The 15,164-nt window shown below is 39.9% G+C and carries 16 protein-coding genes; 10 read left to right on the top strand and 6 right to left on the bottom strand.

Going from position 1 to position 15,164, the window contains the following annotated elements:
* Positions 1 to 43: 43 nt before the first annotated feature.
* Entirely contained in the window at positions 44 to 898 is an 855-nt protein-coding gene (locus A7P54_RS04610; RefSeq protein WP_171548807.1) for a hypothetical protein, read from the bottom strand.
* A gap of 449 nt (positions 899 to 1,347) precedes the next feature.
* On the opposite strand from A7P54_RS04610, the gene A7P54_RS04615 reads away from it, so the two are divergent.
* Positions 1,348 to 1,908, top strand: a complete 561-nt coding sequence (locus A7P54_RS04615; protein WP_004806520.1) for a TetR/AcrR family transcriptional regulator — start codon at positions 1,348 to 1,350, stop codon at positions 1,906 to 1,908.
* A gap of 44 nt (positions 1,909 to 1,952) precedes the next feature.
* Here the strand turns inward: A7P54_RS04615 and A7P54_RS04620 are convergent, their stop codons facing one another.
* Positions 1,953 to 2,876, bottom strand: coding sequence for a hypothetical protein (locus A7P54_RS04620; RefSeq protein ID WP_171548808.1), 924 nt, complete (start codon positions 2,874 to 2,876; stop codon positions 1,953 to 1,955).
* 64 nt (positions 2,877 to 2,940) lie between these two features.
* Complete coding sequence (locus tag A7P54_RS04625; RefSeq protein ID WP_004806522.1) at positions 2,941 to 3,720, bottom strand: ferredoxin--NADP reductase; 780 nt, start codon at positions 3,718 to 3,720, stop codon at positions 2,941 to 2,943.
* A gap of 118 nt (positions 3,721 to 3,838) precedes the next feature.
* Between A7P54_RS04625 and tsaA the strand changes: the two genes are divergently transcribed.
* From tsaA to A7P54_RS04650, 5 genes are all read left to right on the top strand, one after another.
* Entirely contained in the window at positions 3,839 to 4,552 is a 714-nt protein-coding gene (tsaA, locus tag A7P54_RS04630; RefSeq protein ID WP_171549200.1) for a tRNA (N6-threonylcarbamoyladenosine(37)-N6)-methyltransferase TrmO, read from the top strand.
* A 48-nt stretch (positions 4,553 to 4,600) separates the two neighbouring features.
* Entirely contained in the window at positions 4,601 to 6,379 is a 1,779-nt protein-coding gene (locus tag A7P54_RS04635) for an ATPase, T2SS/T4P/T4SS family (protein WP_171549201.1), read from the top strand.
* Positions 6,380 to 6,467: 88 nt separating this feature from the next.
* Positions 6,468 to 6,833 (top strand): NirD/YgiW/YdeI family stress tolerance protein, encoded by a 366-nt coding sequence (locus tag A7P54_RS04640; RefSeq protein WP_171548809.1) that lies wholly within the window; start codon positions 6,468 to 6,470, stop codon positions 6,831 to 6,833.
* A 100-nt stretch (positions 6,834 to 6,933) separates the two neighbouring features.
* On the top strand, positions 6,934 to 7,593 hold the full coding sequence (locus A7P54_RS04645; RefSeq protein WP_005313334.1) for a response regulator transcription factor: 660 nt from the start codon (positions 6,934 to 6,936) through the stop codon (positions 7,591 to 7,593).
* Between the two features lie 4 nt (positions 7,594 to 7,597).
* Complete coding sequence (locus A7P54_RS04650; RefSeq protein ID WP_171548810.1) at positions 7,598 to 8,932, top strand: HAMP domain-containing sensor histidine kinase; 1,335 nt, start codon at positions 7,598 to 7,600, stop codon at positions 8,930 to 8,932.
* Positions 8,933 to 9,027: 95 nt separating this feature from the next.
* Here A7P54_RS04650 and A7P54_RS04655 read toward each other — a convergent pair whose 3' ends face one another.
* A complete protein-coding gene (locus tag A7P54_RS04655; protein ID WP_004653932.1) occupies positions 9,028 to 9,198 on the bottom strand; it encodes a hemin uptake protein HemP in 171 nt (56 codons plus the stop codon).
* Positions 9,199 to 9,375: 177 nt separating this feature from the next.
* Between A7P54_RS04655 and A7P54_RS04660 the strand changes: the two genes are divergently transcribed.
* A complete protein-coding gene (locus A7P54_RS04660; protein WP_171548811.1) occupies positions 9,376 to 10,287 on the top strand; it encodes a thiamine phosphate synthase in 912 nt (303 codons plus the stop codon).
* 2 nt (positions 10,288 to 10,289) lie between these two features.
* On the opposite strand, the gene A7P54_RS04665 is transcribed toward A7P54_RS04660, so the two are convergent.
* Both A7P54_RS04665 and mrcB read right to left on the bottom strand, forming a co-directional pair.
* Complete coding sequence (locus A7P54_RS04665) at positions 10,290 to 10,847, bottom strand: tetratricopeptide repeat protein (RefSeq protein ID WP_171548812.1); 558 nt, start codon at positions 10,845 to 10,847, stop codon at positions 10,290 to 10,292.
* A 20-nt stretch (positions 10,848 to 10,867) separates the two neighbouring features.
* Positions 10,868 to 13,279 carry a penicillin-binding protein 1B gene (gene mrcB, locus A7P54_RS04670; RefSeq protein ID WP_171548813.1) on the bottom strand — a complete coding sequence of 804 codons (2,412 nt, stop codon included), beginning with the start codon at positions 13,277 to 13,279 and terminating at the stop codon, positions 10,868 to 10,870.
* Between the two features lie 233 nt (positions 13,280 to 13,512).
* Between mrcB and A7P54_RS04675 the strand changes: the two genes are divergently transcribed.
* The 3 genes from A7P54_RS04675 to A7P54_RS04685 all read left to right on the top strand — a co-directional run bounded on the left by A7P54_RS04675 (position 13,513) and on the right by A7P54_RS04685 (position 15,159).
* Complete coding sequence (locus A7P54_RS04675) at positions 13,513 to 14,421, top strand: NAD(+) kinase (RefSeq protein WP_032858932.1); 909 nt, start codon at positions 13,513 to 13,515, stop codon at positions 14,419 to 14,421.
* Positions 14,418 to 14,690: a DUF1315 family protein gene (locus tag A7P54_RS04680; RefSeq protein WP_005187866.1), complete on the top strand. Its 273-nt coding sequence runs from the start codon at positions 14,418 to 14,420 to the stop codon at positions 14,688 to 14,690. The genes A7P54_RS04675 and A7P54_RS04680 overlap by 4 nt, the downstream gene beginning before the upstream one ends.
* Before the next feature lie 61 nt (positions 14,691 to 14,751).
* A complete protein-coding gene (locus tag A7P54_RS04685; protein ID WP_171548814.1) occupies positions 14,752 to 15,159 on the top strand; it encodes a hypothetical protein in 408 nt (135 codons plus the stop codon).
* Positions 15,160 to 15,164 lie beyond the last annotated feature (5 nt).

A 15,164-nucleotide genomic window follows, 5' to 3' on the forward strand; every position in this document is an offset into this window, starting at 1 on the left:
CTTTCAACTAAAAGTTGAAGATGGCTTCCTTGAGCAAAAGAGATTAAGCCAGTTTTTTGAATGTTCCATAATAGGCAATTTGTTCATCCCAGAACTGTTCCCATAAATCGCAATATTCAAGGCAAATTTGGCGGATCGATGCATATTCAGATTCAACACAGGCCTGTGCCAATACGAACCATAAATCGTCTTCATGATCATCATCAGCTGCTTCCGCTGAGGCATCATGTGAAACGCCATGAACATAGTAGTAACCGCTATTAACATCAAAGCCGACAGCGTTGGTTGCTTGACGTAATGCAGGGCTAAATAAAATGACTTCCTCTTCCGCGACTGCTAACAGGGCAGAAACGGCTTGATAGCTGTGAAATGAGTTTTCCAGATAATTGCGAACACGTTGTGAAATGCGAGAAGGTTGATAGTCATTCCGTTCTGCTTGACTGAGTTCAAAGTCATTTAACACATCTTCAAACAGTGGGTAGTGGGCATACTCAGGATTGCCTGAATAGTAACCTTCTTCGTCTAAACCAGGACGGAAACCAAATTCATCCAGAATATTAAGATTAAGTAAAAAACGAGGGAACATTTTAGAACCCGATAATAAACGTGGTTCTAACTGTTTGGTTTGAAATTGAGCCATTAATAACGCATCAGTAAATACTTGTACGATGGCATGGCGATATTCTAAATGAATGTGTTTTAAGGTTTCTTTATCAATAACACCGTCATTTAAAAGTTGAATAGCTGGATGGCGTGAAACAGGGTGATTTGAAATTTCTGCACGTAGTTGTTTCAGAAAGTTCAGGTTCTTGTTCCATTGTTCTGCAGAAATACTATTCTTCATTCCTTCAATAGCTTTCTGTCTTGGGTCGTTAAAGTTTTCAAATTTTTTTGGCATAGTCTTGTACTCGATGAATTAATAATATTATTGCTTTTCCAATTATTTAGTTAGATTTTGTTTGGTTGCTTATGAATATAACTATTAGTTCAACCAAAGAACTTTTTATTGGATGATTTAAATATAAAATGAATTTTTTGTGAAATCAATTTATTAAGTCGGCTAAAAAATAGCAAGAAAGTTTATGAATTAACTTAACTGTAAGTAAACAGTGAAGTGTTTCACGGAAAAAACAAATATTTTAAAAATAGAAAGATTTTTTTACAAATGATCTTGTATGTAGACTGATTTTTACATACCCTATAAAAGGAACAATAAAGAAAATACGACTTTTCTATTAATGCTCTTAAAATAACATAAACATACATAGTGGCCAGAATTTTCCAGCATGTAAACTATGTCTAAATAATGCATTAAGTTTTTTGATAGAATTCTACAAGGATAATAAAATGTCAAAAAAAGAAGATATTATTGCAACGGCTCTAGACCTTTTTAACCGTCATAACTACAGCTCTGTGGGTGTGGATCGAATTATTAGTGAGTCGGGTGTTGCTAAGATGACGTTCTACAAATACTTTCCTTCCAAAGAGAACTTGATCGAAGAATGCTTGTCTCGAAGGAATAAAAGTATTCAGGCGGCTATTGAACATGAAATTAGCTTAATCGAAGCAGATGATTATTTGGGGAAAATCAAGGCAGTCTATTTTTGGCATTTATCTTGGTTCAATTCCGATGATTTTCATGGTTGTATGTTTCAAAAAGCTTCTCTGGAAATTCTACAACAATATCCCTCTATTATTGGGCCAATTGTCGAATATCGAGAGTGGTTAATGGCTTTGGTTGAAGATTTATTTGAAAAGGCTAAAGTATTTCAACCTCATGTGCTCACAGCCATGTATATCAATATTTTAGACGGTATGACAGCTTATGCAAAAGTGAATAAGGATCATGCTCAAATCGAAGAGTGTTGGTATTATATTGAGCGTTTGATTCATTTAGAGGCGGCCTAAATGTTCGTGTCATCCTTTATTTATAAAAGGATGACACTGCTTTATCATTGATTGTTGACAACGATAAAAGGTATTTTTCGAAGATTACGCCACCAGCGGAATAATAAAAAATGATTCCATGTTTTTTGGAAAAATAAACTAAATTTTTCGGCTAATATATTTTCTTGTATTTCATTTTTTTCTGATTGAGTTAAATCTAAAATTTGTAACGAAAGTTCAGAACCTTGTATAACAGTCGATAACTCAAGTGTTAGTAGCTCTTTATATTGAGTAAAATACGAAGATGGGCAATCAAGTGTGATGTAAAGTATATTCCCAAGCCCCCAACACCAAATTTTTTCAATTTCAGGATGCCCTAAGCCAAAAGTATAAATGAATCGTCTAAATTGGCGATGATTTAAGTGGCGTGACCAGAGTTCTTCACTTAAATTGGAATCTTGACTTGATAATGCGGTAAATGCTATTTTTCTTAAAATCTCAATATCATCATTAAATAAACTAATAAATGCACTCTCTTGTTGTTCTAAAAAGAACTGTTGATGAATATCATTCGGAAATGAAATAGAGATGACAGTATTTTCATATTTTTGTTGTATCGCTGGGAAAATGTTGAAAAGAATTTTTCCAAGTTCAAGGTTGATAAATTTAAACTCAGCGTTTGAGAGCTGTTCTTGCATTTCAACAGTGGGCTGATAGGCATAAGTCGCGATCACATAGGTTGGATGGGAGATACCCTGATCATCTTTTAGCTCTAAAATATTAATGTGAGGGCTAATCTGGCTTTCGTTGGTACCTTCTATTGGTTGTATGGATAAATAGAGGGGAAATGATAAGACCAATTCAAAATTCTCATAAAACCAAACCAGCGCCTGACTACGTTTTTCAGTGTTCTCATCATTAAAGTCATAAAAAAACTGCATGATATTTTTATAGTCTTCAATATTTATCGTTGAATCTTGAGTTGTCATAAATGGACTTTCCTTTTTTTAATTATAAAAAAAGGTGCTTTAAGCACCTTTTTAATGAAAAAATTTATTTTTCAACAAATGCACGTTCAATCACATAGTCACCCATCACGCCCATACGCGGTGATTCAACCAGACCATGTTCATCAAGCAGTGCTGCAACATCTTTAAGGAAGGCAGGGCTACCACACAACATGGCACGGTCAGTTTCACGATTGAAACGTGGTAAACCAATTTTTTCAAATAGTTCACCAGATTCAATTGCAGTCGTTACACGACCTTGAGTATGGAACGGTTCACGTGTAACAGTTGGGTAATATACCAATTTGTCTTTAATCCCTAATTCTTCAAAGAACTCGTGGTTCGGAAGTTCATTTAAGATTAGATCTTGGTAAGCAAGTTCTGATACATAACGTGTACCGTGGACCATAATTACTTTTTCAAACTTTTCGTAAGTTTCAGGATCACGAAGCAGTGAAAGGAATGGAGCAAGGCCAGTACCAGAAGATAAAAGGTATAAATTTTTACCTGGTAATAAATCGTCGTGTACTAAAGTGCCTGTAGGCTTTTTAGAAATCAGGATCTCGTCGCCCACTTGTACTTTTTGTAAGATAGAAGTTAATGGACCGTCTTGTACTTTAATAGAGAAGAATTCGAGTTCTTCTTCATAATTCGCACTCGCGATCGAATAAGCACGCATTAAAGGCTTACCATTCACTTCAAGGCCGATCATCACAAACTGACCATTTTTAAAACGTAAGCTGGTGTCGCGTGTAGTTTTAAAACTGAAAAGCGTGTCATTCCAGTGGTGAACATGAGTAATGCGTTCAACGTTAAAAGCAGCCATTAAAGGTCTCGATCACAGTTAAAAGAAACAGATGGCTATTCTAATCTAAAATCATTCTCGATAAACTGAATATATTTAATTGTGTTTATAAGAAAAAGTGATGAGCAACTCAGTAGTCATGCCGATCATTGGCCATATGCATTCGCCTTATCGGGAGAAGTTTGGTATTCCGCGACAGCCAAATCTCGTACAAGTCGAGTCCTATATAGAGATGGTGGAACCTTATAACGATATTCTAGCTTTTGAAGGTATCGAAGATTTTAGTCATTTGTGGCTGCTATGGCAGTTCCATGAAAACAAAAATCAAGATAACTCTTTGAATCAAATGTCTAAATTTCGTCCACAAGTGCGGCCGCCACGACTCGGTGGTAATCAAAAAATAGGTGTTTTTGCCACGCGTAGTATGTATCGTCCATCCCCAATGGGGTTGTCTGTGGTACGTTTTTTACGTGTTGAAAAGCAGGGTAAATCAGTTCGTCTGTATGTTATGGGCAGTGATTTACTGCATGGTACACCGATCTTAGACATCAAACCGTATATCCAATATTCGGATGCAATTGTGGATTCAGTCAGTGGTTATGCGCAAGAAGAACCAATCCGAAAAATAGTACTTTGGACGGAAACTGCACAGTCACAACAGCAACAGTTATTAAAGCAGAGGATTTTGGATAAAAAGATATTCGATGAACTGGAACAAGTGTTATCTTTAGATCCAAGACCTGCGTATCAAGATGATGCTGAGCGGGTATATGGCATGCGTTTTTCAGAATTGAATATTCGTTTTACAGTGGATGATCGGAGTGTCACAGTTGTCGCTGTAGAGCAAAGCTAAAAAACTTTAAAAAAATAATTGAGTCATATATTTGGGGAATTGACGGTGATACAAGCGCAGGAAAAATTTGCAAACTTTTCGTTTACGATTGATGTAACGTGGTGCTTAGAGCAACTACTGAAAGATGGTCGTATTACTGAACGGGATAAGTTACTCATCCAAACCACACATCGTCAGAAGGATCAGTTGAAATGGCATCCTTTGCAGTGGATTGCCAATTTTAATTTAAAAGATCAACTCAATGTCGGTTCCACGCTAGCGATGAATCGCTTGTGTCAGTGGTTAGCTGAAAAAGCAGATATTCCTTTATTTGTGATTGATCCACTGAAAGCGGATGTGGCCGCTTTAACCAGTGTGATGTCACAAGAATTTGCGGCCAGAAACCATATTCTGGCGGTTGAAGTACACGCAGATCGGATTTTGATTGGAACCGATCAACCCTTTACCACTGAATGGCTCAATAATTTGGAGCGTAGCTTAGCACCGAAGAAAATTGAGAAAGTGCTGCTCAATCCCGAGCAACTGCAACGTTATCTGGTTGAATACTATCAAGTCAGCCGAGCGGTCAGTTCATCGCAGAACTCTAGTCTTTACGATCGGGAAAATAAAGGTGTTGAGGCTTTATTACAGTTAGGTGATACCCAAAACCCTGATGCCAATGATCAGCACATTGTGAAGTTGGTGGATTGGGTGCTGCAATTCGCCTTCGAGCAAGGCGCCAGTGATATTCATTTGGAGCCAAGGAAAGATAAAGGTAAGGTACGTTTCCGTATAGATGGCGTCTTACACACGATCTATAACATGCCTGCTAATACGCTTACAGCCGTGATTTCACGTATAAAGATTCTTGGTCGTATGAATGTGGCAGAAAAGCGTAAACCGCAAGATGGGCGCTTAAAAACGCGTACGCCGAAAGGGCAAGAAACAGAATTGCGTCTTTCTACCTTGCCGACCGCCTTTGGTGAAAAATTGGTGATGCGTATCTTTGACCCAGAAGTGTTGGTACGTAGTTTCCAACAATTGGGCTTTGAAGGGCATTTATTGCAGAGCTGGCAGCAACTCACTCAGCACAGTCACGGCATTATCTTGGTGACAGGCCCAACAGGTTCAGGTAAAACCACCACGCTGTATTCATCGTTAAAGCAATTGGCAACCGAGCAGGTCAATGTCTGTACTATTGAAGACCCGATTGAAATGCTGGAGCCAAGCTTTAACCAAATGCAGGTCAATCCGAATATTGAATTAGGCTTTGCGGATGGTGTGCGTGCCTTAATGCGTCAAGACCCTGACATTATTATGGTCGGTGAGATTCGTGATCACGATACTGCAAATATGGCGATACAAGCGGCATTAACAGGGCATTTGGTGCTTTCTACTTTACATACCAACGATGCGCCGTCGAGTTTGACTCGTTTACATGATCTTGGAATCCAACCTTTCCTTACTGCAGCAACTATTCTCGGTGTCTTGGCGCAACGTTTGGTGCGTCGTCTTTGTCCGCATTGCAAACAGCAAACCGCCATCAATGAGCAAGAATGGGAACATCTCACTTTTGACTATATGATGGATATGCCGACCACAATGTATAAGGCAGTAGGATGCGAGGCGTGTCGTCAGACTGGCTATAAAGGCCGCGTTGGCATTTATGAGTTCATGCCAGTGAGTTTGGAGTCAAAGTCATTGATCAGTGCAAATTGCACACTCAATGATTTAAGGGCACAAGCCAAAAAAGAAGGGATTGAGCCCTTGCGTATTGCAGGGGCACGTAAAGTCCTTGAAGGGGTAACCACTTTGGAAGAAGTTTTACGCGTGGTGCCTCTGAGTTAAACAGAAAATTTGAATCTTCAGATTCACCTCATCTTCATTTGTTTTAATGCCTACATCGAAATGAAGAAGCCACAATGAGGGTATCAAGATGAACGTTTTTTCTAAAGTTGCAGTGATTGCTGGTTTGGTTGGTGTGACAACTTTTGCAGTTGCAAATACAAATGCAGTAAATCAACAAGCACTGGCACCAACTCAAATCACTACCGTTAAACAAGCATTGACGATGAAAGATGATACGCCAGTGCAATTAAAGGGTTATGTGGTGAAAGCAACAGGTGATGAGAAATATCAGTTTAGCGATCAAACCGGTTCAATCACCGTCGATATTGATGATGACCTATGGCAAGGTAAAGCTGTATCGGCAAAAACGCCTGTAACATTGATTGGTGAAATTGATATTGATTACAAACCAGCCAAGCGTGTTGAGGTTGATGTAGATCAAGTTCAATTCTAAGCAATCGGATTATCCCAAAAGACCACATGACAATCATGTGGTTTTTTGCTTATGCTTTATTCTCAGAAAAATCTTATAGATCAAGAGAGAGGGTTATTTTATGCGAATTTTATTGGCTGAAGATGATGCCTCTCAGGCAGAGAGTATTAAAGACTGGTTAGAGATGGATGGTTATAGCATTGATTGGGTTGAACGTGGTGATCATGCCATCTTGGCGGTCGAACAGCATCAATATGATTGTATCTTACTGGATCGGGGCTTACCACAGGCCACAGGGGATGACATTCTGAAAGCGATTCGCCGTCAGGACAGCAAAACTCCGGTTATTTTTATTACAGCCAAAGATCATATTCATGATCGGGTCGAAGGTTTAGACCTTGGTGCTAATGATTATTTGGTGAAGCCATTTAATTTAGAGGAATTATCGGCACGGGTCCGTTCACAATTACGCCAGCATCAAGCCCAAGCAGGGCTGTATCTAAATTTTTCCGATTTACAGCTAGACCCACAAGCCAAAACACTGAGCAAAGCAGGACAGGCCATTAATCTGACCGCAAAGGAATTTCAGATTTTGCATAAACTCATGCAAAAGCCCGATCATATTTTGACACGGGAACAACTGGAAGAATCCTTATATGCATGGGGGGATGAAATTGAAAGTAATGCCATTGAAGTGTTTATTTATCAGATTCGGAAGAAAATTGGCGGGCAATATATTAAAACCATTCGTGGTTTAGGCTATCGCATGCATCAGGAATAACAGCATGAAAGTGGTGTCTTTACAAAGTAAACTGGTTAAAACCTCTTTAATCAGCTCCGTCGTTGCAGGATGTGTGGCACTGCTTTTATTCGCGGTCATTTCTGCGTACCAAACCATGCAAGTACAAGACGAAATCATGGATGAGATTTCAGATATGTTGCTTATCGCGGATTTAACTAGCCCTTCTGGGCAGCAAATTGATGAACTCAGTGATCAGTTTGATATTCAATATCGTTTGAGCAATCAGCAGCAGGTACTGACCCAGTCAGAAGACTTTCAACTCGACCAACAGTATTACAGCTTGATTGAGGCCGCACATGGCGACTATGGTTTGATTTGGCAGAAAGGTCAACTCTGGCGAAGTTATGCGGGTGAAGATGAAAATTCGCATATGCAAGTGTTGATATTGCAACCTTTAGAGGAACGTTTCCAAGATTTACTGCATAACTTTGTGGGATATGCACTGGTCTTAATGTTGGTGTGGTTAATGCAGTGGATCATGCTGCATTTCTTGATCAAGCGCCAATTTAGCGTGATTCATCAACTATCAAAGCAAATCTCGGCCAAGAATGCAGATGATCTTAGTCCTGTTCAAGCGGGTGATGTGGAGTTAAAAGAACTACAACCGATGTTGAGTCAGCTCAATCGCTTATTACAGCGCTTAGAACAGTCCCTACAGGCTGAACAACGTTTTACTGCGGATGCCTCGCATGAGTTACGTTCACCGTTATCTGCCATTCAAATGCGTTTGCAGTTATTGCAGCGTAAATATCCAGAACGCGCAGTTGACTTTAGCCAAATGCAGCAGGATGTGAGTCGAGGCATTCAAATTTTAGAGAATTTATTGTTATTGGCACGTTTAGACCCAGAGCACACGGATAATTTGCCCAAGACTTATTTTTCGATGCAGGAGAGTGTTGAAGAGGCCATACAGGCACTTCACTTATTTGCCAAGGAAAAGCATATTCAATTGCATTGGCAGGCTGCAGCAGATCTGCAGGGGCAGATTCTTGCCAATCAGCAGTTGATCTTTACCTGTGTTCGAAACCTTGTGGACAATGCCATCCGCTATACGCCAGAACATGGACAAGTCTATATCACTTTACAGCAACAGCCGCAATATTTGGCTTTGATTGTCGAAAATGAAGGACAAGGGATGGATGCTGAAAGTTTGGCGCGTTTGGGTGAACGTTTTTATCGAGCTTTGGGAAGCAAAACACAAGGCTCTGGTTTGGGTTTATCAATTTGCAGCAAAATTGTCGAGTTACATCAAGGCAAAATTCAGTTTGAACAGTCCCAATATGGTGGTCTGAAGGTCAGCATCCTGCTTAAACGTTAAGTTGGGTTGGGGGTGAGATCAAACGCATTAAAAAAGCAGTATGCGCTGACATACTGCTATTCCCACGTTTTTTGTTATGTCCGATTATTATTATATTACTTTGTTAAAATCAGGCGATTATTACGGGTTAAACGTAAGCGATATTCCTCACCAGCATGCATGATGCGGATTTCGCGACCTAAGGCAAAAAGGTTGTTTGAATGCAACATTGGCAATGATTGAGCTGCATCGGTACTACGAGTAAATAGGCTGAATGGTGCGTTCATTTGTTATGCTCCGTGGTGTGTTTTTTAATGTTTTAAATGATAATCATTATCGAATAGGCCTGTCAACGGAAATTTTAAGAATTTACAAAATCATCTATTAATTTTATTTTTTGACATGGGAATGCTGTGTGGAATTCCTTAGAATGAATCTGAAAAGCTGAGAGATTTTAAACGGTTATGACAAAGGCTACAGTTGATGTTGCGATCGCAATTTTATTACACAAAACTAAAGTTTTAGTGGGTTGGCGACAAGCAAACCAACATCAAGGCAATAAACATGAATTTCCTGGCGGAAAAGTTGAGGAGGGTGAAACACCCGAACAGGCTTGTCGTCGAGAAATTTATGAGGAAGTTGGGATTGGTTTAAAAGAGTGGCATGCTTTTGATGTGATTCGACATGAATATGAAGACATCATTGTCAATTTACACTTATTCCATGCTTATGTACCTGATGAGTTACTTAATCTTATTCATCAACCATGGGCTTGGTATAACCGTGATCAATTGATTGATCTCAATTTCCCGAAAGCAAATACCGTAATTCTGCAACGTTTAAGTTGGCCACATCTGATTAAAATTAGCGATCAGATCGACGCTTTGCCGCAACAAGAGGCGCTATTGTATTGGCGTACACAAACGGATGGTATTAAGCAAATTGAGCAGCAGCTTGATGCTTTAAAGGTCGATCAATTGAGAAAACTCATTGTTAATGTTGATCTGTGGCAAAAACTAAGTGTAGAACTGCAAAACAAGATACAAACCATTCATTTAAAGCAATCGCAGCTGATGAGTTTAAGCAAAGGTGGCTTGGTCGTGGGGAAACGCTTTATCGCTGCTTGTCACGATGCTGTGTCGTTACAACACGCACAGCATATTGGCTGTGATGCTGTGTTTTTGAGTCCTGTACATGCCACAGAGACGCATCCAGAAACGAAAGTATTGGGGTGGGATCGTTTTCAGGAATTGGCACAGAATAGTGATATTCCTGTATTTGCTTTAGGTGGGCTTGCACCGGCAGATTTAGAACAAGCCCAAAAACATCATGCTTATGGGCTTGCTGGAATTCGACAGTTTAGTTCAATTGATTAAGCTTAAAGTGTCTGAATGGTTCTACGTGCTTCTTGGGCCTTAATGGTATGACCGCGTGCTTCGCTCGCTTTCAGGATGATAAACCAAAGCTGTTTCTTCATAGCGTTGCTTTGCGCATAACTTAAGCCACGACGTGCCAATGCTTCGGCATTGGCATATTCTTTGCGCTGATCCGCGATCATTGCCAAATACAAATAAGTTTCTGTGGCTTGTGGCGCAATACGTTGTGCTTGTAAGGCATAACGCTCAGCTTCTGCGAGTTGCTGTTGCTTGTACGCCACTTGTGTTTTCTGCATTAAAGTCTTAAATGCAGGTAACTGGCTACCATCATTAAACTTTTGCTGAACCTTTTGTTGTGGAACAACAACGGGCACACTTTGACGTTTAATTTCTTTCTGTTCATAAGGTGTAATTTTTACACCAGAAGAAGATTGGATGACCTTCTTCTTTTGCGAGCTACTCGTTGGTGGCTGATTTGCTGGTTTGGTGGTTTTCTCTGGCGCAGTTGTACAACCCGCGAGTAGCAGCACACCAAGTAGAACCGAGGTTTTATTCATCATGTCCAATCATCCTTGTAAACTTAATTGTCACTGTTACCGTTATAGCTGCCGCTAGAAATAACGCGTGTTGGAGTGTGATTGGATAAATCTGTATCCATTTGAGTTTCACTTTCACGAATATAGTTGCTTATACCGTCATTATGATCATCTGCAGGTGTTGCATCGTTCGGAATATAAGTTGGTTCTACTTCGTAGTGAGATTGACCGCATAGGGTTGCACGACGTGGAACAGTCTGACGCAGTAATGGAATATACATCGCACCATCACAGCCTTGAGCAGATAAATCACCGCTGGCACTATCAATCCATTGCCATTGAACATTATCGGTTTGGCGCAGATTGACAGGTTCTTGACGGAGCTGTTTCATCACATTGATCCACACAGGCAATGCACCTGATGAACCGGTTAAGCCTGTTACTTTATTGTCATCCAGACCTAACCAGACAACTGCAACATGATTGCCAGAATAACCTGCAAACCATGAGTCTCTGGTGTCATTTGTAGTGCCAGATTTACCTGCTAAATTCAGTGATTCTGGTAGGCTGTTATATGCAGAACGACCCGTACCAGAACGCATCACTTGCTGTAAACCATAGTTAATAATGTATGCAGCTGCTGGGTCGATGGTTTGTTGTACATTCAAGCCATAACGTTCCAGTAAATGGCCTTTGGCATCGACTACGGTACGAATTGAACGTGGTGGGTATTTAAAGCCACCTGTCGCAAAATTACCGTAAATACTCAATACCTCCATTGGTGACATATTTACAGCACCAAGGTAAATCGAAGGGTAGGCAGGGATATCAGAACTTACCCCGAACTGTTTGAGCTTATTGCTGAATGCAGATAAACCAAATTCATTTGCTAAGCGTACAGTAGAAAGGTTGTATGAATTTGCTAATGCTTGTTGCATTGGCACAACACCATGTTCACCACCACTGTAGTTCTTTGGTGTCCAACTCTTGTCGCCATCAATTGGAATATTGACTGCACTATCTTCGATTGGGCTTGCCCATGTATAACGCCCAGATTCGATTGCATTTAAATAAATAATTGGTTTGAGTAATGAACCCACTTGACGTTTAGCATCTAAGGCACGGTTAAAGCCTGTAAAGTCTTGAGTGGAACCCACAGCTGCAACCAATTCACCATTTTCAGGATGAGCAACCAATACTGCACCTTGTAAGTTTTTCAAACGGGCAGGGTTGGCTTTGGCTAAACGATCGACAGTGCTCTTAAATGCATTTTGCACTTGGGTCTGTGCAATTGGATCAAGTGTGGTAAAGATTCTTAAGCCTTGATTGGTAATATCACTTTCTTGATATTCAGTGCGGAGTTGACGACGCACAATATCCAAGAAATCTGGGAATTTTGCAGGACCTAAAGTTGGTTTACTCACCACGTTTAATGGACGGGCAATTTCATCTTGGTATTCAGCTTCTGTTAAATAGCCCATCACTTTCATGTTGTTTAACACAACATCACGGCGCTTTTTCGCAGATTCAGGATTACGCCAAGGATTATATAAAGAAGGGCCTTGAACCAGACCAACCAAGTAGGCTTGCTGTGAGATATTCAGCTCACGTAGAGGTAAGCCAAAATAAAACTGTGATGCTAGACCATAGCCATTAATCGAATAGCTACCATTTTGGCCTAAATTCACTTCATTTAAATAGGCTTCAAGAATCTCATCTTTGCTGTAATGTAATTCAATCAATATAGCCATCAATGCTTCATTGACTTTACGTTTCAGCGTTTTCTCTGGTGATAGATAGAAATTCTTGACCAACTGCTGCGTTAAAGTTGAACCACCTTGACGGCGACCACCTGTGGCATTACTGACCAAGGCACGTGCTGTACCACGGATCGAAATACCATGATGATGATAGAAATTACGATCTTCTGTTGAAATTAGTGCTTCAATCAGAGTTTTTGGCACTTTATTTAGTTTGATTAGAACGCGGTCTTCATTGTGCTGTGGATAGATTCCACCAATCAATAAAGGCTCTAAACGAGCGACACCTGTACTCGAAGGCTTGGTTGAACGGATTTCACTCACCTGACCATCAGCGAAAGCAAGTTCTAGTACTTGCTCAGGTTCATTACTATCGCCATAGTCAAAACCGCGGGTATGTACATACATCTGGTTGCCTTGTACTACATAGCTACCAGACTTGTCATAATTCGCTGTGTTTTTGTAACCCAGTAATTTTAACTCTTGGGTAAAATTCTCTTGAGTAATCGGTGCACTAGAATAGATTTCTAATGGGCGAGCAAACACCTTGGCAGGGATGTCCCAACGCTGACCTTCAAACTTGTCACGAATAATATTATCCAAGCGGATCAGATAGATACTAAAAGCAACAAAGACACCTATCACTAACATTGAGAAAATGAGTGCTAGAAAACCAATACCACGTTCAAACTTCATAGATTTGCGTTAAAACCAAAACAATGTCGGTAATGATGCGATAGCTTATTGTCATTTTGCAATCATAAAACTGTGAATAAATAGCAACATGCAATAAAAACTTTAAGAATGCGTTGACATTAAACGTATAAAAAACAACGGATAGACATTTTTATACTTTTTAATCAATCATCAACGCAACATTGGTTGTTAATGATATGATAGTCAGTAATCGCGACGGAGCTAAATTATTCGTGCAAATTTCACATAAATCCTTTCGAAATATTGGTCTAATTGGACGACCAGACAAGTATTCTGTAGTAGAAACGTTATGTTTAATTCATGATCATTTGATCACTTTAGGTTTAAACCCCGTTTTTGATCAGGAAACAGCCAAACTGGTGCCTTATAGTTATGGGCAGACAGTGAGCCGAAATTTACTTGGGGAAGTGGTTGATTTAGTTGTGGTTGTAGGCGGTGATGGTTCACTTTTACATGCTGCACGTGCATTGGTTCGACATAATACGCCTGTAATTGGAATTAACCGCGGTCGACTGGGCTTTTTAACAGATATTAAGCCAGCAGAAGCGATATTTAAGCTTGATCAGGTGCTACAAGGTCAATTTCAGCTGGATCGCCGTTTCTTATTGGAAATGGAAGTTAGAACCAATGGTGAAACGATTTATGATGCAATTGCATTGAATGATGTGGTTTTACACTCTGGGAAATCGGTTCATATGATCGATTTTGAACTGAATATTGATGGACAATATGTCTACCGTCAGCACAGTGATGGCTTGATTGTTTCAACGCCAACAGGTTCAACCGCATATTCACTTTCAGGTGGCGGGCCAATCTTACATCCGAGTATGGATGCAATAGCCTTGGTGCCGATGCATCCACATACGTTGTCGTCACGACCGATCGTGGTGGGTGGTCACAGTGAAGTTAAAATCACCATTCGTGAAAACCGTGTTTTGCCGATGGTCAGTGCCGATGGTCAACATAGTGTTGCATTAAATGTCGGTGACACGGTGCATATTCGCAAACATCCGTTTAAACTAAGCTTATTACATCCACCAGGTTATGATTTCTATATGGCATGTCGTACCAAATTGGGGTGGAATCAAGATTTTGAATCTTTTCAACAGGATGACTCATGAATATTGAACAAATGCTCGCTATTTTAAATCCTGAAATTGTTGAGCGCCTTCGTACTGCTGTTGAAATTGGCAAATGGCCAAATGGGATTGCATTAACCAAAGAACAGCGTGAAATCTGTATGCAAGCGGTGTACGCATGGGAAATGGAACATTTACCAAAAGAGCAGCGTAGCGGTTATATTGATCGCGGTACTAAAGATGAGGGTGAGGAATGTGATGATGATCATCACAAACATGAGCCCGAATTTAAACCGATTCGTTTTGTTTAATTTAAGAAGCTCAGTGATTACTGGGCTTTTTTTATGTTTACAAAATATAATAAAGAATCTTATGAAACATTTAAAATCTGTTTATGCACTATTATCTCTTATATTTTTTAGTGGTGCTGTATTGGCTAAACAACCCATTGAATGTTTACTCAAGGTGAAGGTCGTTGCCAACCAGAAATACACTTCTCCCCAAACCGAATATACAAGTATAAAGAACGATGGTTATCCCATGTTATTGATTGGGATTCAGGTGATGGAGTCGCAATCAATACGAAGCTCCCAAAAGATCAAAGCCCATCAGACATATTGTAAGACACTTATAGGTCAGCAACTAGATGCCTATCTTTCGGGGTCCCACGATCCGAACAAGATTACAATCAAAATAGGTGATCATCTGAAGTTAAGAAATATTCATTCTTCAGGTCAGGAATATCCGTTTTGGCCAGATTTTTATTATATTGAACCTTAAAACCA

This window comes from Acinetobacter sp. Ac_3412, from assembly GCF_013072675.1.
Lineage (GTDB): Bacteria > Pseudomonadota > Gammaproteobacteria > Pseudomonadales > Moraxellaceae > Acinetobacter > Acinetobacter higginsii.

Bases quoted from the DNA above. Each gene is read 5' to 3' on its own strand.
- A7P54_RS04610 (WP_171548807.1), bottom strand. From the start codon at position 898: ATGCCAAAAAAATTTGAAAACTTTAACGACCCAAGACAGAAAGCTATT.
- A7P54_RS04615 (WP_004806520.1), top strand. From the start codon at position 1,348: ATGTCAAAAAAAGAAGATATTATTGCAACGGCTCTAGACCTTTTTAAC.
- A7P54_RS04620 (WP_171548808.1), bottom strand. From the start codon at position 2,876: ATGACAACTCAAGATTCAACGATAAATATTGAAGACTATAAAAATATC.
- A7P54_RS04625 (WP_004806522.1), bottom strand. From the start codon at position 3,720: ATGGCTGCTTTTAACGTTGAACGCATTACTCATGTTCACCACTGGAAT.
- tsaA (WP_171549200.1), top strand. From the start codon at position 3,839: ATGCCGATCATTGGCCATATGCATTCGCCTTATCGGGAGAAGTTTGGT.
- A7P54_RS04640 (WP_171548809.1), top strand. From the start codon at position 6,468: ATGAACGTTTTTTCTAAAGTTGCAGTGATTGCTGGTTTGGTTGGTGTG.
- A7P54_RS04645 (WP_005313334.1), top strand. From the start codon at position 6,934: ATGCGAATTTTATTGGCTGAAGATGATGCCTCTCAGGCAGAGAGTATT.
- A7P54_RS04650 (WP_171548810.1), top strand. From the start codon at position 7,598: ATGAAAGTGGTGTCTTTACAAAGTAAACTGGTTAAAACCTCTTTAATC.
- A7P54_RS04655 (WP_004653932.1), bottom strand. From the start codon at position 9,198: ATGAACGCACCATTCAGCCTATTTACTCGTAGTACCGATGCAGCTCAA.
- A7P54_RS04660 (WP_171548811.1), top strand. From the start codon at position 9,376: ATGACAAAGGCTACAGTTGATGTTGCGATCGCAATTTTATTACACAAA.
- A7P54_RS04665 (WP_171548812.1), bottom strand. From the start codon at position 10,847: ATGATGAATAAAACCTCGGTTCTACTTGGTGTGCTGCTACTCGCGGGT.
- mrcB (WP_171548813.1), bottom strand. From the start codon at position 13,279: ATGAAGTTTGAACGTGGTATTGGTTTTCTAGCACTCATTTTCTCAATG.
- A7P54_RS04680 (WP_005187866.1), top strand. From the start codon at position 14,418: ATGAATATTGAACAAATGCTCGCTATTTTAAATCCTGAAATTGTTGAG.
- A7P54_RS04685 (WP_171548814.1), top strand. From the start codon at position 14,752: ATGAAACATTTAAAATCTGTTTATGCACTATTATCTCTTATATTTTTT.